This window comes from Rhizobium changzhiense (genome assembly GCF_013087625.1).
GTDB lineage: Bacteria > Pseudomonadota > Alphaproteobacteria > Rhizobiales > Rhizobiaceae > Rhizobium > Rhizobium sophorae.
The window spans coordinates 360212-380965 of record NZ_JABFCQ010000002.1; the positions used below are offsets into that span (position 1 = coordinate 360212).

15 protein-coding genes are annotated in these 20754 nt (G+C 62.3%); 14 read left to right on the forward strand and 1 reads right to left on the reverse strand.

The window, feature by feature from the left end; genetic code table 11:
- Positions 1-29 precede the first annotated feature (29 nt).
- The 12 genes from G9X68_RS11200 (at position 30) to G9X68_RS11255 (ending at position 14660) form a co-directional block, all read left to right on the forward strand.
- Positions 30-1598 (forward strand): ATP-binding cassette domain-containing protein, encoded by a 1569-nt coding sequence (locus G9X68_RS11200; RefSeq protein WP_171602421.1) that lies wholly within the window; start codon positions 30-32, stop codon positions 1596-1598.
- The gene (locus G9X68_RS11205) at positions 1588-2673 is read left to right on the forward strand and encodes an ABC transporter permease (protein ID WP_171602422.1); all 1086 of its coding nucleotides are present in this window, start codon (positions 1588-1590) and stop codon (positions 2671-2673) included. The genes G9X68_RS11200 and G9X68_RS11205 overlap by 11 nt, the downstream gene beginning before the upstream one ends.
- Entirely contained in the window at positions 2670-3590 is a 921-nt protein-coding gene (locus tag G9X68_RS11210; protein ID WP_171602423.1) for an ABC transporter permease, read from the forward strand. The genes G9X68_RS11205 and G9X68_RS11210 overlap by 4 nt, the downstream gene beginning before the upstream one ends.
- 50 nt (positions 3591-3640) lie before the next feature.
- Positions 3641-4717, forward strand: coding sequence for a BMP family ABC transporter substrate-binding protein (locus G9X68_RS11215; protein WP_003539583.1), 1077 nt, complete (start codon positions 3641-3643; stop codon positions 4715-4717).
- 146 nt (positions 4718-4863) lie between these two features.
- The gene (gene ytfQ / locus G9X68_RS11220) at positions 4864-5826 is read left to right on the forward strand and encodes a galactofuranose ABC transporter, galactofuranose-binding protein YtfQ (protein WP_003539585.1); all 963 of its coding nucleotides are present in this window, start codon (positions 4864-4866) and stop codon (positions 5824-5826) included.
- A 229-nt stretch (positions 5827-6055) separates the two neighbouring features.
- Complete coding sequence (ytfR, locus tag G9X68_RS11225; RefSeq protein ID WP_171602424.1) at positions 6056-7579, forward strand: galactofuranose ABC transporter, ATP-binding protein YtfR; 1524 nt, start codon at positions 6056-6058, stop codon at positions 7577-7579.
- Positions 7576-8589 (forward strand): ABC transporter permease, encoded by a 1014-nt coding sequence (locus G9X68_RS11230; protein WP_171602425.1) that lies wholly within the window; start codon positions 7576-7578, stop codon positions 8587-8589. The genes ytfR and G9X68_RS11230 overlap by 4 nt, the downstream gene beginning before the upstream one ends.
- The gene (yjfF, locus tag G9X68_RS11235) at positions 8586-9554 is read left to right on the forward strand and encodes a galactofuranose ABC transporter, permease protein YjfF (protein WP_171602426.1); all 969 of its coding nucleotides are present in this window, start codon (positions 8586-8588) and stop codon (positions 9552-9554) included. Before G9X68_RS11230 ends, yjfF begins: the two co-directional genes overlap by 4 nt.
- A gap of 16 nt (positions 9555-9570) precedes the next feature.
- Positions 9571-10356, forward strand: a complete 786-nt coding sequence (locus tag G9X68_RS11240) for a FadR/GntR family transcriptional regulator (protein WP_171602427.1) — start codon at positions 9571-9573, stop codon at positions 10354-10356.
- A 164-nt stretch (positions 10357-10520) separates the two neighbouring features.
- The gene (gene glmU / locus G9X68_RS11245; protein ID WP_171602428.1) at positions 10521-11882 is read left to right on the forward strand and encodes a bifunctional UDP-N-acetylglucosamine diphosphorylase/glucosamine-1-phosphate N-acetyltransferase GlmU; all 1362 of its coding nucleotides are present in this window, start codon (positions 10521-10523) and stop codon (positions 11880-11882) included.
- A gap of 109 nt (positions 11883-11991) precedes the next feature.
- Positions 11992-13818 (forward strand): glutamine--fructose-6-phosphate transaminase (isomerizing), encoded by a 1827-nt coding sequence (glmS, locus tag G9X68_RS11250; RefSeq protein ID WP_171602429.1) that lies wholly within the window; start codon positions 11992-11994, stop codon positions 13816-13818.
- Between the two features lie 134 nt (positions 13819-13952).
- Complete coding sequence (locus G9X68_RS11255; RefSeq protein ID WP_129420888.1) at positions 13953-14660, forward strand: DUF502 domain-containing protein; 708 nt, start codon at positions 13953-13955, stop codon at positions 14658-14660.
- Positions 14661-14741: 81 nt separating this feature from the next.
- On the opposite strand, the gene recG is transcribed toward G9X68_RS11255, so the two are convergent.
- A complete protein-coding gene (gene recG / locus G9X68_RS11260) occupies positions 14742-16847 on the reverse strand; it encodes an ATP-dependent DNA helicase RecG (protein WP_171602430.1) in 2106 nt (701 codons plus the stop codon).
- A gap of 92 nt (positions 16848-16939) precedes the next feature.
- On the opposite strand from recG, the gene G9X68_RS11265 reads away from it, so the two are divergent.
- Entirely contained in the window at positions 16940-17245 is a 306-nt protein-coding gene (locus G9X68_RS11265; RefSeq protein WP_012757428.1) for an FAD assembly factor SdhE, read from the forward strand.
- Positions 17242-20745, forward strand: coding sequence for a transcription-repair coupling factor (mfd, locus tag G9X68_RS11270; RefSeq protein ID WP_171602431.1), 3504 nt, complete (start codon positions 17242-17244; stop codon positions 20743-20745). The genes G9X68_RS11265 and mfd overlap by 4 nt, the downstream gene beginning before the upstream one ends.
- The last annotated feature ends 9 nt before the right edge of the window (positions 20746-20754 follow it).

Below are 20754 nucleotides of genomic sequence, written 5' to 3' on the forward strand. Positions count from 1 at the left end.
GACCGGTTGGCAGAAGAAATGAGGGGAACGTGTCGCCATTGAATGTGCCGGATTCCGGCGCGTTATTATCGGTCCAGAAGCTGACGAAGTTCTTCGGAAGCTTTGCCGCCTGCAATGAAATCGATCTCGATATCGCGCCGGGCGAAATTCATGCGCTTCTCGGCGAAAATGGCGCAGGCAAATCCACCCTGGTGAAGATGCTGTTCGGCGTTCTCGAGCCGACGGGCGGGCATATCCTCTGGCAGGGTCAGCCGGTTGCGATCACCTCGCCGGGCGAAGCCCGCAAGCTCGGCATCGGCATGGTCTTCCAGCATTTTTCGCTGTTCGAGGCGCTGACGGTTGCCGAAAACATCGCGCTGTCGCTCGATGACGCCATCCCGATCGACAGGATCGCCGAGGAGGCGAGGGCGCTGTCGGTTGCCTACGGCCTGCCGCTCGACCCGCATGCCCATGTCGCCGATCTCTCGGTCGGCGAGCGCCAGCGCATCGAGATCGTCCGCGCGCTGCTGCAGAACCCAAAGCTCATCATCCTCGACGAGCCGACCTCTGTTCTGACCCCGCAGGAGGCGGACAGGCTGTTCGAGACGCTGTTCAAGCTTCGTGCCGAGGGGCGTTCGGTTCTCTATATCAGCCACCGTCTGGAAGAGGTGCAGCGCATCTGCGATCGCGCCACCGTGCTGCGCCATGGCCGTGTGACCGGCGCCTGCGATCCGAAACAGGAAACGCCTGCCTCGCTCGCCCGCATGATGGTCGGCAGCGAAGTGGCAACCGTGACGCATCCGGAGCGCAGCGACAGGGGCGAGGTGCAGCTTGCGGTCGCCAACCTTTCCGTCGCCGCGCGCACGCCCTTCGCGATGCCGCTGCGCGATGTGTCGATGGCGGTGCGCTCAGGCGAGATCCTCGCCATTGCCGGGGTCGCGGGCAACGGCCAGAGCGAGCTCTTCGACACTCTCTCCGGTGAAAATCCGGTCGCCTCGGCCGAGGCGATCGTCATCCGCAAAAAGCCGGTCGGCAACCAGGGCATTACCGCCCGCCGTCTTCTCGGCGCCGGCTTCGTGCCGGAGGAGCGCCATGGCCATGCTGCCGTCTCCGCCATGAAACTGTCGGACAATCTCGTCCTTGCCCGCAGCCAGTCTGACCGCAAAGCGTTTCTGGGCCTGCTCGGCATGATCCGCCGCGGGGCGGTGAAGTCCGCCGCAAGGCGCATTTCCGAGGCGATGGATGTCCGCAAGAGCGGCGATGATCCGGCCGCCGGCTCCCTGTCCGGCGGCAACCTGCAGAAGTTCATCGTCGGCCGCGAGCTCGACCGTCAGCCGGCGGTGCTCGTCGTCAACCAGCCGACCTGGGGCGTCGATGCCGGGGCTGCAAGCCGCATCCGCCAGGCGCTCGTCGATCTCGCAAGAAACGGTTCGGCCGTCGTCGTCATCAGCCAGGATCTCGACGAGATCTTCGAAGTGGCGACAGATATCGCCGTCATCTGCGAAGGCCGTCTTTCCCGCCCGTTTCCAGCGGGCGAGCTGACGCGGGAAAGGATCGGCTTGCTGATGGGCGGACTGCACGAGAGCAGCTCCGCCCCGGAGGCGCTCCATGCGCATTGAACTCGAAAAACGTCCCGACGTCTCGAAGCTTTTCGCCTTCGTCTCGCCGCTGCTTGCCCTTGTCCTGACGCTGGTGTTCGGCGCCATCATGTTCGCCATGCTCGGCAAGGACCCGATCGCCGCGCTGGAAGCCTTCTTCATCGAGCCGCTGCTCGAGGTCTGGTCGCTGCACGAACTGGCGATCAAGGCCGCGCCCCTGATCCTGATCGCCGTCGGGCTGGCCGTCTGTTATCGCTCGAACAACTGGAATATCGGCGCCGAAGGCCAGTTCACCATCGGCGCCATCACCGGCTCCTATCTGCCGATCATTTTCTACGACTGGCATTCGCCACTCGTGCTGCCGCTGATGCTGATATTGGGCGCGCTCGGCGGTGCGCTTTTCGCTGCAGTTCCGGCACTGCTGAAGGCGCATTTCAACACCAATGAGATCCTGACATCACTGATGCTGGTCTATATCGCCCAGCTCTTCCTCGACTGGCTGATCCGCGGCGCCTGGCGCGATCCGAAGGGCTTCAACTTTCCGGTTTCCCGCGATTTCGCGCCGGAAGCGGTACTGCCGGCGATCTGGGAAGAGTCGGGCCGCGCCCATTGGGCCTTCGTCTTCGCCATTGTCGCCGCAATCGGCGTCTGGTTCATGCTGCGCTATACGCTGAAAGGCTTCGAGATCGTCGTGCTCGGCCAATCGGAACGGGCAGGGCGCTTTGCCGGCTTTTCGTCGAAGAAGATGATCTGGTTCAGCTTTCTCTTCTCGGGCGCGCTTGCCGGCCTTGCCGGTATAGCCGAGGTCTCCGGCTCGATCGGCCATTTGCAGCCGGCGATCTCACCGGGCTACGGCTTCACCGCCATCATCGTCGCCTTCCTCGGCCGCCTCAATCCGCTCGGCATCATCGCATCCGGCCTGGTGCTGGCGCTGACCTATCTCGGCGGCGAGGCGGCACAGCTTTCGCTCGGTGTTTCCGATAAGGTCACCCGCGTCTTCCAGGGCCTGCTGCTCTTCTTCGTACTCTCCTGCGATACGCTGATCTATTACAAAATACGCCTGGTCTGGTCGCGGTTAAGGGGCAGGGCGGCATGAGCATCTTCGAAGCGATTCTGCTGACGGTCATCACCGCCTCCACGCCGCTCGTCATCGCCGCACTTGGCGAACTCGTGACCGAGCGCTCCGGCGTTCTCAATCTCGGTGTCGAGGGCATGATGATCATGGGCGCGGTCGGTGCTTTTGCCACGGCACAGCTCACCGGCTCGGCCTATATCGGCATTGTCGGCGGTGTCGTCAGCGGTGCGCTGTTTTCGCTGCTCTTCGCCTTCCTGACGTTGACGCTCGTCGCCAATCAGGTGGCGACAGGCCTTGCGCTGACGATCCTTGGCCTCGGCGCCTCCGGCATGCTCGGCGAGGCCTTCGTCGGCGCGCCCGGCGTCCGGCTGCTGCCGATCGAGATCCCGGTGCTTTCGGCCATTCCCTATGTCGGAGCGGTCCTCTTCAAGCAGGATCTGATCTTCTACCTGTCGATCCTGCTCGTTATCGCCGTTAACTGGTTCCTCTTCAAGAGTCGCACCGGCCTGAAGATTCGCGCCATTGGCGATAATCACGCCTCGGCGCATGCGCTCGGTATCGATGTCATCCGCATGCGCTACCTCGCCGTGATGTTTGGCGGCGCCTGCGCCGGCCTTGCCGGCGCGCAACTATCGCTGATCTATACGCCGCAATGGACAGAGAACATGTCCGGCGGGCGCGGCTGGATCGCGCTGGCGCTCGTCGTCTTCTCCTCCTGGCGGCCTTGGCGCCTGCTGGCTGGCGGTTATCTCTTTGGGGCAGTAACGATCCTGCAATTGCACGCACAGGCCTTCGGCATCGGCATTCCCTCGCAGTTCCTCTCGATGCTGCCCTATGCGGCTACAGTTGTGGTCCTCATCATCATCTCGCATAATCGGCGCACGACGTTGATCAATACGCCGGCCTCGCTCGGCAAAGCCTTCGTGCCGGACCGGTGAACAACAACAAACAAGACGGGTTTCGAAACTTCCAACCAACAGGGATCAATATGAAAAAACTTGCACTTGCTCTCGCAGCGACAGCTGCCCTCGTCCTGAGCATCGGTTCGGCCGCCGAGGCGGCTGACAAGACCAAGGTCTGCTTCGTTTATGTCGGCACTCGCACCGACGGCGGCTGGACGCAGGCCCATGAGAACGGCCGCCTCCAGATCGAGAAGGAATTCGGCGACAAGATCGAGACGCCCTACCTCGAAAGCGTCCCGGAAGGCCCGGATGCCGAGCGCGCCATCGAGCGCATGGCCCGCTCCGGTTGCTCGCTTATTTTCACCACGTCCTTCGGTTTCATGGACCCGACTATTGCCGTCGCCAAGAAGTTCCCAAAAGTGAAGTTCGAGCACGCGACAGGCTTCAAGGCCGCCGACAATGTCGCGACCTACAATTCCCGCTTCTATGAAGGCCGCTACATCAGTGGCATTATCGCCGGCAAGCTCTCGAAAACCGGCACGGCAGGCTATATCGCCTCCTTCCCGATCCCCGAGGTGGTGATGGGCATCAATGCCTTCGAAACCGGCGCCAAGTCGGTCAATCCGAACTTCAAGATGAAGGTTATTTGGGTCAACACCTGGTTCGATCCGGGCAAGGAAGCCGATGCCGCCAAGGCGCTGATCGACCAGGGCGTCGATATCCTCACCCAGCACACCGACACGACGGCTCCAATGCAGGTCGCCGAGCAGCGCGGCGTCAAGGCCTTCGGCCAGGCTTCCGACATGATCAAGGCTGGCCCGAACGTCCAGCTGACCGCGATCATCGACACCTGGGGCAATTATTACGTCAAGCGCGTCAAGGCGCTTCTCGACGGCACCTGGAAGTCAGAGCAGAGCTGGGACGGCCTCAAGGACGGCATCCTGACGATGGCGCCCTATACCAACATGCCCGACGACGTGAAGAAACTCGCCGAGGAGACCGAAGCCAAGATCAAGTCCGGCGAATTGCATCCCTTCACCGGCCCTATCAACAAGCAGGACGGCACTCCGTGGCTGAAGGCCGGCGAAAAGGCCGATGACGGCACGCTGCTCGGCATGAACTTTTATGTCGAAGGTGTGGACGACAAGCTGCCAGGTAAATAATCCGGCAAGTCATCTCGCAGATGCGAAGAGCGCCCTTGTGGGCGCTCTTTTTTTGCTGCAATGCATCCTAAGATTCCGATTTACAAAAGTAATACTATATGATTTTTTGACCCTGCGCCGCGAGGATGCGGCATTGGGAGGAAATCATGAAATTGAAGACTGCACTTTTGAGTGCCACGATTCTGGCTGCCTGCATGTTCGGTTCGGCTTCGGCCGCCGGCCTCACTGTCGGCTTCTCGCAGATCGGTTCGGAATCGGGCTGGCGTGCGGCTGAAACGACCGTGACCAAGGAACAGGCCAAGAAGCGCGGCATCGATCTGAAGTTTGCCGATGCGCAGCAGAAGCAGGAAAACCAGATCAAGGCTCTGCGCTCCTTCATTGCTCAGGGCGTCGATGCCATTCTCATTGCTCCGGTCGTCGAAACCGGCTGGGACGACGTTCTCAAGGAAGCCAAGGAAGCCGAAATCCCGGTCATTCTTCTCGACCGTACCATCAAGGCTCCTGACGATCTCTACCTGACGGCCGTGACGTCGGACCTGGTCCATGAAGGCAAGGTTGCAGGCGACTTCCTGGTCAAGACCGTAGGCGACAAGAAGTGCAATGTCGTCGAGCTTCAGGGCACCACCGGTTCCTCGCCGGCCATCGCTCGCAAGAAGGGCTTCGAAGAGGCTCTTGCCGGCCACGACAACCTCAAGATCGTTCGCAGCCAGACCGGTGACTTCACCCGCACCAAGGGCAAGGAAGTCATGGAAAGCTTCCTGAAGGCCGAGAATGGCGGCAAGGATATCTGCGCTCTCTACGCTCATAACGACGACATGGCCGTCGGCGCCATCCAGGCGATCAAGGAAGCCGGCCTGAAGCCCGGCAAGGATATCCTCGTCGTCTCCATCGACGCCGTGCCGGATATCTTCAAGGCGATGTCGGAAGGCGAGGCCAATGCCACGGTCGAGCTGACGCCGAATATGGCAGGTCCGGCCTTCGATGCGCTCGAAGCCTATCTGAAGGACAAGAAGGCTCCGGCCAAGTGGATCCAGACTGAGTCGAAGCTCTACACACCGGCCGACGAACCGATGAAGGTCTACGAAGAGAAGAAGGGTCAGGGCTACTGATCTGATGTGACGCCGCTGCACAATTCCTGAAATCGGCATTCGATTTCTGGATAAAATCATGCAGCAGTTCAAAGCGCTACAGCGTCCTTATGCGTCTCGAAAAGATGCGGGGGCGCTGTAGAACCGCACCGGCCCGTCATGGACCGGTGCGGAACTGCCTTGCCGCCTTGGGACGTCATGTCCGGCCGCGGTGCGGCTTTTGCCGTCAATATCAGGAAAACAGACCCTTATGATTCACGATTTCGAGAACGTTCTCGCGGCCTCCGGAATATCGAAATTCTTTCCAGGCGCAGTGGCGCTGGATAAGGTCGATTTCACGCTCCGCAGAGGCGAGGTGCACGCATTGCTGGGCGAAAACGGCGCCGGCAAGTCGACGCTGATCAAGTGCATCACCGGCGCCTATCATCGTGACGAGGGCAGCCTGACGCTCAACGGCCAGGAAATCAATCCGGCCAATACGCTTGCTGCCCAGAAGCTCGGCATCGGCACGGTCTACCAGGAGGTCAACCTGCTGGCCAATCTGAGCGTCGCCGAAAACCTCTTTCTCGGCCGCCAGCCAAGGCGTTTCGGCATGACCGACGTGCGTTCGATGAACCGCAAGGCGCGCGATCTGCTCTCCGGCTACGGCGTCGATATCGACGTCACCGCCGAGCTCGGTCGTTTCTCCGTCGCCGTCCAGCAGGTGGTCGCCATTGCCCGTGCCGTCGACCTCTCCGGCAAGGTGCTGATCCTCGACGAGCCCACCGCAAGTCTCGACAATCAGGAAGTGGCGCTGCTCTTCCGCATCATCGACGACCTGAAGAAACGCGGCCTTGGCATCGTCTTCATCACCCATTTTCTCGAACAGGTCTATGCGATCAGCGACCGCATTACCGTGCTGCGCAACGGCAAGCTCGTCGGCACCCGCGACGCCTCTGATCTGCCGCGCCAGGGCCTGATCGCCATGATGCTCGGCCGCGAACTGGCCCATGTCGAGGAGACGGTGAGAGAACACACCCTCGCCGCGGGCGAGGTCAGATACCGTTTTTCAGGCTACGGTAAACGCGGCAAGGTCAAACCTTTCGATCTTGAAGTGCGCGCCGGAGAGGTGGTCGGCGTCGCCGGGCTGCTCGGCTCCGGGCGCACCGAAACCGCCGAACTGCTCTTCGGCATCGAGCATGCCGACAGCGGCAGCGCCACGATCGATGGCCAGCCAGTGACGATTTCGAGCCCCCGCGCGGCGATCGGAAAGGGTTTCGGCTTTTGCCCGGAGGACCGCAAGACCGATGGCATCATCGGCGACCTGTCGATCAGGGAGAACATCGCTCTGGCGCTGCAGGCCCGCCGCGGCTGGACGCGGCCGCTGTCGCGCGCCGAGCAGAATGCACTCGCCGACCGCTACATCAAGGCGCTCGATATCCGCACCACCGACCGCGAAAAGCCGATCCGGCTGCTCTCCGGCGGCAATCAGCAGAAGGCGATCCTTGCCCGCTGGCTGGCAACCAATCCCAAGTTTCTCATCCTCGATGAGCCAACCCGCGGTATCGATGTCGGCGCCCATGCCGAGATCATCAAGCTCATCGAACAACTCTGCGCCGAAGGCATGTCATTGATCGTAATTTCCTCGGAACTTGAAGAGCTTGTCGCCTATAGTTCACGTGTCATCGTACTGCGCGACAGGCAGCATATCGCCGAACTGACAGGCGAGCGTATCACCGCTGCCGGCATCGTCGATGCCATCGCTGCGGCCGAACACAAGATGGAGGATGCATGAGGTCCTCGCTGAAAGCGCTGGCCTATCGCCTGGCGCCGCAATTGATTGCGCTCGTTGTCATTCTTCTGTTGAATTTCATCACGTCACCGCAGTTTTTTAATGTCGTGGTTCAGAATGACCGCCTCTATGGCAGCCTGATCGACGTGTTGAACCGCGGCGCGCCGGTGGCTCTGCTGGCGATCGGCATGACGCTGGTCATTGCCACCAAGGGCATCGACCTGTCCGTCGGCGCGGTCATCGCCATTTGCGGCGCCGTTGCCGCATCGTCGATTGTCTCAGGAAATTCAGTTGCCTACACCATTATCCTGACACTTGCGATCGGGCTTGCCTGCGGCGTCTGGAACGGGTTCCTGGTGGCCGTCCTCAATATCCAGCCGATCATTGCGACGCTGGTGCTGATGGTGGCCGGTCGCGGCATCGCCCAGCTGATCACCGAAGGGGCCATCCTGACCTTCAACGATGACGGGCTGACCTTCTTCGGCAGCGGTTCCATGGCTCTCCTGCCGATGCCTGTCGTCATCTGGCTTCTCGTTGGCCTGCTCGTCATCCTGCTCGTCCGCCGCACGGCGCTCGGCATGCTGATCGAGGCCGTCGGCATCAATCGTCGCGCCAGCACGCTCTCCGGCATTCAAACGCCGGTGCTGCTGATGGCGGTCTATATGCTGAGCGGGATCTGCGCCTCGATTGCGGGCATCATTGTCGCAGCCGATATCAAGGGCGCCGATGCCAACAATGCCGGCCTATGGCTGGAACTGGACGCCATCCTCGCCGTCGTCGTCGGCGGCAATTCGCTGCTCGGCGGCCGCTTCAGCATTCTCGGATCGCTGATCGGCGCGATGATCATCCAGGCGGTGAATACCGGCATCCTGTCCGCCGGCTTCCCGCCTGAATTCAACCTGATCATCAAGGCTGTCATCATCATCGTCATCCTCGTTATCCAGTCGCCGGCGGTACAATCGCTCGCCATCTTCGCCAGCCGCCGGCAGGGCGGCAGGGAGCAGCTGAAATGAATTCCAAATACCTGCCGCTGCTTGCGACCATCGTCATCTTCGTGCTCGCCTATGCCGGATGCGCGCTGCAATATCCGAACATTCTGTCGACGCGCGTCATCGGCAATCTTTTGACCGACAACGCCTTTCTCGGCATCGCCGCCGTCGGCATGACCTTCGTCATCATTTCGGGCGGCATCGATTTGTCGATCGGCTCGGTCATCGCCTTTACCGGCGTCTTCCTCGCGGTGATCCTGCAGAACACTGCGATCCATCCGCTGCTCGCTTTCGCGATCGTGCTCGTCATCACCACTGCCTTTGGCGGTATCATGGGCGCGATCATCCACTATCTCGAAATGCCGGCCTTCATCGTCACCCTTGCCGGCATGTTCCTGGCGCGCGGCATGGCCTTCGTGCTCTCGATCGACAGCATCCCGATCAACCACGAATATTATTCGACGCTGACGAGCCTCTATTACCGTCTGCCTGGCGGCGGGCGGCTGACGCTGATCGGCGGCGTCATGCTTCTGGTCTTTGCCGTCGGCATCTTCGTCGCCCAGCGCACCCGCTTCGGCACCAACGTCTATGCGCTCGGCGGCGGCACGCAGACGGCGCGGCTGATGGGCGTGCCGGTCGGCCGCACGACAATCCAGATCTATGCGCTGTCGGGCTTTCTGGCGGGGCTATCCGGGATCGTTTTTTCGCTGTACACCTCTGCCGGATATTCTCTTGCAGCAGTCGGCGTCGAACTCGATGCCATCGCGGCGGTCGTCATTGGGGGGACGCTGCTGACCGGAGGAGCGGGATTCGTGGCGGGAACCTTGATCGGTATCCTGATCCAGGGGCTCATTCAGACCTACATCACCTTCGACGGCACGTTGTCGAGCTGGTGGACCAAGATCCTGATTGGCCTTCTGCTATTTGCATTCATCCTGATGCAGAAAGCCATCCTGTTCGTTTCCAGTCTGAACAAGAGGTACGCCTGAGGGGGAGACGGATCGCTTGCGCTACAAATTGGACGAGACACGCAAGACGGGGCGCAGAACCCGGACGAGCCATGCTCAGGTCGTCGACGAACTCGGCAAGGCGATCGTCGCCGGCACCTATCCCGTCGGCTCGATCCTTCCGGGCGATACGGAACTGGCGCAGCGTTTTAAAGTGTCCCGCACCGTCTTGCGCGAGACGATGAAGACGCTTGCCGCCAAGGGCATGGTCGTGGCCAAGGCGCGGGTCGGCACGCGTGTGACCGAAAAGAACCTCTGGAACATGTTCGACAGCGAGATCATCGCCTGGCACTTCGACAACGGCGTGACGGAAGAATTCCTGCTGCAGCTCTACGATATTCGTCTCGCCTTCGAACCCTTCGCCGCCGGTCTCGTCGCCGAGCGGGCGAATGCCGAGGAGATCGAGATGCTGCGCGGGCTGGCGCTCGAGATGGCGGCGGCCGGTCATACGGCCGACAGCCTCGCACTCGCCGACCTTCATTTTCACCTGGCGATCGCCGAAGCCTCGCACAATCCCTTCATGCGGACACTGGGCAGCCTCATCGAAGCAGCCCTCGTCGGCATGTTCCGCATGAGCACGCCGCCAACCGAAAACGGCTTCGCCAATATCGCCGACACCCATATGCGCATCGTCGATGCGATTGTTTCCGGCGATAGCAATGCTGCGCGCCGCGCGATGGAGGACGTTATCCTGGACGGCCGTCATCATGTGCACGAAGCCTTCGTGGCCCGCGGTTCCGACGCCGTCACAGGGCCGATTTCGGCCGCAATTTCACCTTTGTGAAGGCTTTGCTTATCGACAGGGCCACGCGTCTTTTCGAGAGCCGCAAAGGACGCTGCAGCACTTTGAATGGCTGCATAATTTATCCTTAAATCGATTCCGATTTAGGGAATTATGCAGTATGAGGCGATAAAGCCGCCTCATGGCGCGGATTCGCGGAGCAAATCATGGAACGCACTTGTCTTGCCGTCATCCTTGCCGCCGGTGACAGCACGCGGATGAAATCCTCGAAATCGAAGGTGCTGCATCCGGTCGCCGGACGGCCGATGATCGCCCATGTGGTCGAGGCGGTTGCCTCCGCCGGCATCTCGTCCGTCGCCCTTGTCGTCGGCCGTGATGCCGAGGATGTGGCAAAGGCGGCAAGCATCGACGGCGTCGGCATCGAGTCCTGTTTGCAGAAGGAACGCCTCGGCACCGGCCACGCAGTCTTGGCAGCGCGTGAAGCGATCGCCAAGGGTTACGACGATATCCTTGTCACCTATGGCGACGTGCCGCTCCAGACCGACGGCCCGCTGAAGGCCGCCCGCCAGGGCCTTGCAGACGGCAGCGATGTCGTCGTCATCGGCTTCCACACCGACCGCCCGACCGGCTATGGCCGCCTGCTCGTCAAGGACGGCGAACTCATCGCCATCCGCGAGGAGAAAGATGCGACCGATGCCGAGCGCACCGTCACCTGGTGCAACAGCGGGCTGATGGCGATCAATGGCCGCAACGCGCTCGATCTTCTCACGCGCATCGGCAATGCCAATGCCAAGGGCGAATTCTATCTGACCGATCTCGTCGAGATCGCCCGTTCGCTCGGCGGACGCGTCACCGCCGTCGATGCTCCCGAGATCGAGATGACCGGCTGCAATACCCGTGCCGAACTCGCTGTCATCGAGCGTTTCTGGCAGGAGCGCCGCCGCCACGAGATGATGCTGGCTGGCGTGACCATGATCGCGCCGGAAACCGTCTATCTCTCCTATGATACCGTCATCGGCCAGGACGCGCTGATCGAGCCGAACGTCGTCTTCGGTCCCGGCGCGGTGATCGACAGCGGCGCCGTCATTCACGCCTTCTCGCATATCGAAGGCGCTCATGTCAGTCAGGGTGCGACCGTCGGCCCGTTTGCGCGGCTGCGGCCGGGCGCCGATCTCGGCAACGGTTCGAAGGTCGGCAATTTCTGCGAAGTGAAGAACGGCCGGCTGGGCGAGGGCGCCAAGGTCAATCATCTCACCTATATCGGCGATGCCGTCATCGGCGCCGGAGCCAATATCGGCGCCGGCACGATCACCTGCAATTATGACGGCGTCAACAAGAGCGAGACGGTGATCGGCGAAAACGCCTTCATCGGTTCCAATTCCTCGCTGGTCGCGCCGGTGACGATCGGCGACGGCGCCTATATCGGCTCCGGCAGCGTCATCACCGCCAACGTACCGGCCGACGCGCTGGCGCTCGGCCGTGCCCGGCAGGAGATCAAGCCCGGCCGCGCGACGCTGCTGCGTGAGCGTGCGCTCGCCATCAAGGCGGCGAAGAAGGCGAAAGCCTGACCAGCCTTGCGTAACCGGCGGAAATTGAAAGTGACCGCCGAGGTGATTGAGAAATAAGCAGGAATCGTTAGGACTGGCCTCGTCATCGAAGCCTTTATGGGGATACTATATGTGCGGCATTGTGGGGATCGTCGGAACTGCGCCTGTTGCCGGGCGCCTGGTCGATGCGCTGAAGCGTCTCGAATATCGCGGTTACGATTCTGCCGGTGTCGCCACCATTCATGACGGTGTGATGGATCGCCGCCGCGCCGAGGGCAAGCTGTTCAATCTGGAAAAGCGCCTCGACAGCGAACCGCTGCCCGGCACTGTCGGCATCGCCCACACGCGCTGGGCGACCCATGGCGTTCCCAATGAGACCAATGCCCATCCGCATTTCGTCGAAGGCGTCGCCGTCGTCCATAATGGCATCATCGAGAACTTCTCCGAGCTTCGCGACGAGTTGACCGAAGAGGGTTCGGTCTTCCAAACCCAGACCGACACCGAGGTGGTTGCCCATCTGATGGCGAAATACTTGCGCGAAGGCCTGGAGCCGCGCGCCGCCATGCTGAAGATGCTGAACCGGGTAACCGGCGCCTATGCGCTGGCCATCATGCTCAAGGCCGATCCCGGCACGATCATGGCCGCCCGTTCCGGACCGCCGCTCGCCGTCGGCTACGGCCGCGGCGAGATGTTCCTCGGCTCGGACGCGATCGCGCTTTCGCCCTTCACCAACGAGATCACCTATCTCGTCGACGGTGATTGCGCCGTCCTCACCCGAGATGGCGTCTCGGTGCTCGATTTCGCCGGCAGGCCGGTCAAACGCGCCCGCCAGATCTCGCAGGCGACTGCCTATGTCGTCGACAAGGGCAACCACCGCCATTTCATGGAAAAGGAAATCTACGAGCAGCCGGAGGTGATCTCCCACGCGCTCAGCCACTATGTCGATTTCGCCGAGAATACGATCGGCGCCAACGCCGCCACGATCGACTTCAAAGCTGCGACCGGCTTGGCGATCTCGGCCTGCGGCACTGCCTATCTCGCCGGCCTCGTCGGCAAATACTGGTTCGAGCGTTATGCCCGCCTGCCGGTCGAAATCGACGTCGCCTCGGAATTTCGCTACCGTGAAATGCCGCTGTCGCCGTCGCAGGCCGCTCTCTTCATCTCGCAGTCCGGCGAGACCGCCGACACGCTGGCATGCTTGCGCTATTGCCGCGACAACGGGTTGAAGATCGGCGCCGTCGTCAATGTCCGCGAATCGACGATCGCGCGTGAATCCGATGCCGTCTTCCCGATCATGGCCGGCCCCGAAATCGGCGTCGCCTCGACCAAGGCCTTCACCTGCCAGCTCGCCGTGCTGGCAGCGCTGGCGATCGGCGCCGGCAAGGCGCGCGGCACGGTGAGTGCAGACGAGGAGAGGGCGCTGGTGCGCCATCTCGCCGAAATGCCGCGCATCATGAGCCGGGTGCTGAACCTCATCCAGCCGCAGATGGAAAGCCTGTCGCGCGAGCTGTCGAAGTGCAAGGACGTGCTCTATCTCGGCCGCGGCACCAGTTTCCCGCTCGCCATGGAAGGCGCGCTGAAGCTCAAGGAAATCTCCTATATCCATGCCGAAGGTTACGCCGCCGGCGAATTGAAGCACGGGCCGATCGCGCTGATCGATGAGAACATGCCTGTCATCGTCATCGCCCCCTACGACCGTTTCTTCGAAAAGACCGTCTCGAACATGCAGGAGGTCGCAGCCCGCGGCGGCCGCATCATCTTCATCACCGACGAGGCCGGTGCAGCGGCCTCGAAACTGCCGACCATGGCGACGATCACCCTGCCTGTGGTCGACGAAATCATCGCGCCGATGATCTTCTCGCTGCCGATCCAGCTGCTCGCCTATCACACCGCCGTCTTCATGGGCACCGATGTCGACCAGCCGCGCAACCTGGCGAAATCGGTGACCGTGGAATAAGCCTGTAACGCCGCGACCTTCGCTCGAAACATATTGTGCGGGACCCCGAATTCTGGCAATTTTGGTCTGCGGACAAGGGGGAAGGGCCGGCGTACCAGCCTGTCCACGACTGAGATGGAGATCATCAGGAAACGATGACCGACAACACCCCCAGAATGCCGGTCGCGACCCGGCTGAGGAATAATTTTCTCGCAGGGCTGATCATCTGCGCGCCGATCGCGATCACCATCTGGCTGACCTGGACCTTCATCCATTGGTCGGACAGTTGGGTCCGGCCCTATATTCCGGCGCGCTGGAATCCGGAAAGCTATCTCAATTTCGCCATTCCCGGTTTCGGCCTGCTGATCGCCGTCGTGCTGATCACCGTCGTCGGCTTTCTCGGCAAGAACCTCATCGGCCAGAGCATCGTCCGGTTCGGCGAATCGATCGTTCAGCGCATGCCGCTGGTGCGCACGGTCTACAGAAGCGTGAAGCAGATTTTCGAAACCGTGTTGAAGGAACAGGCGAACTCCTTCAAGAAGGTCGGCCTCATCGAATATCCAGGCCCCGGCCTCTGGGCGCTGATCTTCATTGCCACCGACGCCAAGGGCGAAATCGCTTCGAAGTTCAATGCCATGGGCCAGGATATGGTCGCCGTCTTCCTGCCGCCGACGCCGGTGCCGACAGCCGGCTTCCTCATCTTCGTGCCGCGCGAGAAGATCGTCATGCTCGATATGTCGCCGGAAGACGCCGCCAAGTTCCTGATTTCAGGCGGGCTTGTCGCGCCCGAACACAAGCCGGCCGATCCCCAGCAGAAGCATTTACCGCGGCCAAAGCCGGTGGCAGTTTCCAAAGCGGAATGATGCATGTCACCCAAAAGTGTTCAGCGGTTTTGGGGTAACGACATGCATGGAACAAAGACTTAAAGCGCGCCGTAGCGCGCTTCATCCAGCACTGAGAAAACGGATCGCCTCGTCGCGGCGGAAAAGATAGAGCAGGGTGCGGATCGCCGTTCCCCTCTCGGTGGTCAGCTCCGGATCGCGCTCGATGAGGTAAGCCGCATCCTTGCGGGCGATCTCCAACAGGTCGGCATGCGCCTCGAGGCTGGCGATGCGAAAGCCCGGCGTGCCGGATTGCCTTGTGCCGAGCAATTCGCCTTCGCCGCGCAGCTTCAGGTCCTCCTCGGCGATACGGAAGCCGTCCTCCGTCTCGCGCATGATCGAGAGCCTGGCATGACCGGTCTCGCCGAGCGGTCCCTTGTAGAGCAGGATGCAGGTCGAGGCCTCGTCGCCGCGCCCGACGCGGCCGCGCAGCTGATGCAATTGCGCCAGGCCGAAGCGTTCGGCATGTTCGATCACCATGATCGTCGCATCCGGCACGTCGACACCGACCTCGACGACGGTCGTGGCGACGAGCAGCCTGGTCTCGCCGTTCTTGAACGCCATCATCGCCGCATCCTTCTCCGGCCCGCTCATGCGACCATGGATGAGGCCGATGCCCGGGCCGAGTGCGGAGGTGAGCGTCGCATGCCGCTCCTCGGCCGACATCAGGTCGAGCTCTTCGGACTCCTCGACCAAAGGGCAGATCCAGTAGGCCTTCTTGCCCTCGCCAAGCGCGCTTTGCAGCCGCCCGACGATTTCGCCGGTCCGTTCCATCGGCACGGTGATCGTCTGGATCGGCTTGCGGCCGGCCGGCTTCTCGGTGAGTTTGGAGACGTCCATATCGCCGAAGGCGGCGAGCACCAGGGTGCGCGGGATTGGCGTCGCCGTCATGACCAGCATATGCGGCGAGAGGCCCTTGGCGGTCAGCCGCAGGCGCTGATGCACACCGAAACGGTGCTGCTCGTCGACGACGGCAAGCATCAGATTGGCGTAGGCGACGCTGTCCTGGAACAGCGCATGCGTGCCGATGATGATCTGGGCAGCACCCGAGGCAATGCGCTCCAGGATTTCCTCCCGTTCGCGTCCCTTGGTGCGCCCGGTCAGCACTTCGATGTTGAGCCCAGCGGAGGCAGCAAATTTCGAGATCGTCGCGTGGTGCTGCCGCGCCAGGATTTCGGTCGGCGCCATCAGCACGGCCTGGCCGCCGCTCTCAATCACCGCCGCCATCGCCATCAGCGCCACCAGCGTCTTGCCGGAACCGACATCGCCCTGCAGCAGCCGCAGCATGCGCTCGTTGCCGGCCATATCCTTCAAAACCTCGGCGATCGCCTCGTTCTGGCTGCCGGTCAGCGAGAAGGGCAATGTCTTCAGGATCTTGCTGCTGATGGCGCCGGTCGCAGTGACCGGCTGGCCCGCCACCTTGCGCAGCCTCTGCCGCACCAGGCTCAGTGACAGCTGGCCGGCGAGGAACTCGTCATAGGCAAGCCGCCGCCGGGCAGGGGCCTGCGGATCGATATCGCTGGGGTCGCGCGGCTCATGCAGCATGTGGAAACTGTCGCGGATCGACGGCAGGCCTTGCTTCTCAGTCAGCGCCAGGTCGATCCATTCCGGCAGCTCGGGAAAACGCGGCAGGCCGGCGTCAATGATCTTGCGCAGCGTCTTAGGCGAGAGCCCCGCCGTCAGCGGATAGATCGGTTCGACCAGCGGCAGGCTCTCCGCCTCGTCGGCCCTGACGATATAATCGGGATGCACCATCGAGGCGCGGCCGTTGAACCAGTCGATCTTGCCGCTGACCGTCACCTCCGCGTCGATCGGCAGCTGCTTTTCCAGCCACGCCGCCTGTCCGCGGAAGAAGACCAGCGTCAGCTCGCCGGTCTCGTCATGCAGGAAGACGCGGTAGGGGATATTGCTTTTGCCGCCCGGCGACACCTGGTGCCGGTCGACGCGCGCCGTGATCGTCACGATCGCACCCTGCGGCGCGCGGGCGATTCCAGGCTGGTTGCGCCGGTCGATCAGCGAGAAGGGCGCGTGGAAAAGAAGATCTATGACCCGGCAATCCTCCAGCGTCTCGCGCCCGAGCAGCTTGACCAACAGGTCGGCGATCTTCGGGCCGACGCCCGGAAGGCCCGAAATAGGGGAAAACAGAGGATCGAGAATGGCGGGGCGCATGCGGCCAAAATGCGATGAACAATGCGGCCTTGGCAAGGCTGACAAGCCGCTTTCCAGGGTCTATAGAGGCGCATCAACAGGAAGGTAATGCCATGACAGGTGTCACGCTCACGAGTGCCGGTCTCGACCCGCGCCGCCGCAGAATCCTTTTCCGCTGCTGGCATCGCGGCATCCGCGAAATGGATCTGGTTTTCGGCCAATTCGCCGAAGCTGAGGTCGCCAGACTGTCGGAAGCCGAGCTCGACGAGTTCGAGACGATCATGGCGGAAGAGGACAATGATCTCGTTCGCTGGATCATGGGAACATGGCCGGTGCCTGAGCGTTTCCAGACACCGATGTTTGCCCGCATTGCCGCCTACAAGCCCGATTTTGACAAGCCCCTCAGGACGCCGGAATGATTCCTGGTTTCGATGCGAAGAAGCTTGCGGCCATTGCCGAGCCGCTGACGATCGGCAATGTGCCGGCAGGTCTTGAGACGCTGCTGCTCGCAGAACTTGCCCGAACGGGAGAGCCGGTCGCCTATGTCATGTCCGACGGCCACCGCATGGCCGACCTGGAGCAGATGCTGGGCTTCGTCGCCCCCGACATTCCGGTTCTCACCTTGCCGGCCTGGGACTGTCTGCCCTATGACCGCGTCTCGCCGAGCGCCGACACCTCGGCCCGCCGGCTTGCCGCACTCGGCGGCCTGATTGCCCATCGCAAGAAGCCGCATGCGGCAATCGTGCTCGTCACCGCCAATGCCATGCTGCAGAAGGTGGCGCCGCAGGATGTCATCGAAAGCCTGAGCTTTTCGGCTCGTCCCGGCAACCAGCTGCGCATGGACGATCTCGCCGGCCGCCTGGAGCGCAATGGCTTCGAGCGGGTCGCGACCGTTCGCGAAGTCGGCGAATATGCCGTGCGCGGCGGTATTCTCGATGTCTTCGTGCCGGGTTCCGAAGAGCCGGTCCGCCTCGATTTCTTCGGTGAGACGCTGGAGAGCATCCGCAGCTTCGATCCGGCCAGCCAGCGCACGACCGGGCAGGTGCGATCCCTCGATCTCAACCCGATGAGCGAAGTGACGCTGACGCCGGATACGATCAGCCGCTTCCGCAAGAATTATCTCTCCGCTTTCGGCGCGACCACCCGCGACGACGCGCTATATCTCGCCGTCTCCGAAGGCCGCCGTTACCCTGGCATGGAGCATTGGCTGCCGCTCTTCTACGAGAAGCTCGATACCGTCTTCGATTATCTCAGCGGCTTCCGTATCGTCATCGACCATACGGTACGTGAGGCAGCAGAAGAGCGCTCCAAGCTCGTTTTCGATTATTACGATGCCCGCCTGAATTCCGGCCAGCCGGCCAAGGGCCAGATGACGCAGGGCACGCCTTACAAGCCGGTGACGCCGGGCCAGCTCTATCTCGACAGCAAGCTTTTCGTCAAAACCCTCGACGCGCTCGGCGCGATCCGCATCAGCCCCTTCAACGAGCATGAGGGCGAGGCGCGGCGGGTCGTCAATGTCGACGCCCGCCAGGGTCAGCGCTGGGCCCGCTCGAACGCCGAAGGCGGCGGTGATGCCGAGCGCATCAATATCTTCGACGTCGTCGTCAAGCATATTGCCGATCGCCGTGCCGCCGGCGCGAAAGTGCTGGTCACCGCCTGGACCGAAGGTTCGCTGGAGCGCCTGCTGCAGGTGCTGAACGAACACGGCCTGGAAAAGGTCAAGCCGATCGAGGCGCTGAAGGATGTCGGCTCGCTGGCGAGAGGCGAGGCGGCTGCCGCCGTGCTCAGCCTCGAAGCCGGCTTTGAGGCCGGCGATCTCGTCGTCATCGGCGAGCAGGATATCCTCGGCGACCGCATGGTGCGCCGCTCCAAGCGCCGCAAGCGCGCAGCCGATTTCATCTCGGAAGTCGCGGGCCTCGACGAGGGCTCGATCGTCGTCCACGCCGAACATGGTATCGGCCGCTTTATAGGGCTAAGGACCATCGAAGCCGCAGGCGCGCCGCATGCCTGCCTCGAGCTGCAATATGCCGACGAGGCCAAGCTCTTCCTGCCGGTCGAAAACATCGATCTCCTCTCGCGTTACGGCGGCGAAGGCACCGAAGCCCAGCTCGACAAGCTCGGCGGCGGCGCCTGGCAGATGCGCAAGGCCAAGCTCAAGAAGCGCCTGCTCGATATGGCAGATGCGCTGATCCGCATCGCTGCCGAGCGCCTGACACGCCATGCGCCGATGCTGACGACGCCGGAAGGCCTTTACGACGAATTCGCAGCCCGCTTCCCCTATGACGAGACCGAAGACCAGGATAACGCCATCGAGGCCGTGCGTTCCGATCTCGCCGCCGGCCGGCCGATGGACCGTCTGGTCTGCGGCGACGTCGGTTTTGGCAAGACCGAAGTGGCGCTGCGCGCCGCCTTCGTCGCCGCGATGAACGGCGCCCAGGTCGCCGTCGTCGTGCCGACGACACTGCTTTCCCGCCAGCATTTCAAGACCTTCTCCGACCGTTTCCGCGGCCTGCCGGTGCGCATCCAGCAGGCCTCGCGCCTTGTCGGCGCCAAGGAGCTGGCGCTGACCAAGAAGGAAGTGGCGGAAGGCAAGACCGATATCGTCGTCGGCACGCATGCGCTGCTCGGCGCCGGCATCAAATTCGCCAATCTCGGCCTGCTCGTCATCGACGAGGAGCAGCATTTCGGCGTCAAGCACAAGGAGCGGCTGAAGGAGCTGAAGAGCGACGTGCACGTGCTGACGCTGTCGGCAACGCCGATCCCGCGCACGCTGCAGCTTGCCATGACCGGCGTGCGCGAACTGTCGCTGATCACCACGCCGCCGGTCGACCGCATGGCGGTGCGCACCTTCATCTCGCCCTTCGACAGCCTGGTGATCCGCGAGACGCTGATGCGCGAGCATTATCGCGGCGGCCAGAGCTTCTATGTCTGCCCCAGGCTTGCCGATCTCGAGGACGTGCATGCCTTCCTGCAATCGGATGTGCCGGAGCTGAAGGTCGCCGTCGCCCATGGCCAGATGCCGGCCGGCGAACTCGAAGACATCATGAACGCCTTTTATGAAGGCCGCTACGACTTGCTGTTGTCGACCACCATTGTCGAATCCGGCCTCGACGTGCCCACGGCCAATACGCTGATCGTCCACCGTGCCGATATGTTCGGCCTTGCCCAGCTCTATCAGCTGCGCGGCCGCGTCGGCCGCTCGAAGGTGCGCGCCTTCGCGCTCTTCACCCTGCCGGTCAACAAGGTGCTGACGGCAACCGCAGAGCGTCGCCTCAAGGTGCTGCAGTCGCTGGATACGCTCGGCGCCGGTTTCCAGCTGGCGAGCCACGATCTCGATATTCGCGGCGCCGGAAACCTGCTCGGCGAGGAGCAGTCCGGCCATATCAAGGAAGTCGGCTTCGAGCTTTACCAGCAGATGCTGGAAGAGGCGGTTGCCGAGGTCAAGGGTGTCGACGAGATCCACGATACCGGCTGGTCGCCGCAGATCTCGGTCGGCACGACGGTAATGATCCCGGAAGGCTACGTGCCCGATCTGCACCTGCGCATGGCGCTCTACCGCCGTCTCGGAGAAATCACCGAGATCAAGGAGATCGACGGTTTCGGCGCCGAGATGATCGACCGATTCGGGCCGATGCCGATCGAAGTCCAGCATCTGCTGAAGATCGTCTACATCAAGTCGCTCTGCCGCACCGCCAATGTCGAAAAGCTTGATGCCGGCCCGAAGGGCGTCGTCGTGCAGTTCCGCAACAAGGAATTCCCCAATCCGGCAAACCTCGTCGGTTATATCGGCAAGCAAGGCACGATGGCGAAGATCCGCCCCGATCACAGCTTGTTCCTGACCCGCGACCTGCCGACACCGGAGAAGCGCCTGCAGGGTGCGGCTGTTATCATGACGCAACTGGCAGAGCTCGCGAAATAAACCGGAGGA

What these genes read in the sequence shown, in the direction of transcription:
- glmU (WP_171602428.1), top strand. Translation starts at nt 10,521, where the DNA reads ATGGAACGCACTTGTCTTGCCGTCATCCTTGCCGCCGGTGACAGCACG.
- G9X68_RS11265 (WP_012757428.1), top strand. Translation starts at nt 16,940, where the DNA reads ATGACAGGTGTCACGCTCACGAGTGCCGGTCTCGACCCGCGCCGCCGC.
- G9X68_RS11205 (WP_171602422.1), top strand. Translation starts at nt 1,588, where the DNA reads ATGCGCATTGAACTCGAAAAACGTCCCGACGTCTCGAAGCTTTTCGCC.
- yjfF (WP_171602426.1), top strand. Translation starts at nt 8,586, where the DNA reads ATGAATTCCAAATACCTGCCGCTGCTTGCGACCATCGTCATCTTCGTG.
- mfd (WP_171602431.1), top strand. Translation starts at nt 17,242, where the DNA reads ATGATTCCTGGTTTCGATGCGAAGAAGCTTGCGGCCATTGCCGAGCCG.
- G9X68_RS11215 (WP_003539583.1), top strand. Translation starts at nt 3,641, where the DNA reads ATGAAAAAACTTGCACTTGCTCTCGCAGCGACAGCTGCCCTCGTCCTG.
- ytfQ (WP_003539585.1), top strand. Translation starts at nt 4,864, where the DNA reads ATGAAATTGAAGACTGCACTTTTGAGTGCCACGATTCTGGCTGCCTGC.
- recG (WP_171602430.1), bottom strand. Translation starts at nt 16,847, where the DNA reads ATGCGCCCCGCCATTCTCGATCCTCTGTTTTCCCCTATTTCGGGCCTT.
- glmS (WP_171602429.1), top strand. Translation starts at nt 11,992, where the DNA reads ATGTGCGGCATTGTGGGGATCGTCGGAACTGCGCCTGTTGCCGGGCGC.
- G9X68_RS11255 (WP_129420888.1), top strand. Translation starts at nt 13,953, where the DNA reads ATGACCGACAACACCCCCAGAATGCCGGTCGCGACCCGGCTGAGGAAT.
- G9X68_RS11230 (WP_171602425.1), top strand. Translation starts at nt 7,576, where the DNA reads ATGAGGTCCTCGCTGAAAGCGCTGGCCTATCGCCTGGCGCCGCAATTG.
- G9X68_RS11210 (WP_171602423.1), top strand. Translation starts at nt 2,670, where the DNA reads ATGAGCATCTTCGAAGCGATTCTGCTGACGGTCATCACCGCCTCCACG.
- ytfR (WP_171602424.1), top strand. Translation starts at nt 6,056, where the DNA reads ATGATTCACGATTTCGAGAACGTTCTCGCGGCCTCCGGAATATCGAAA.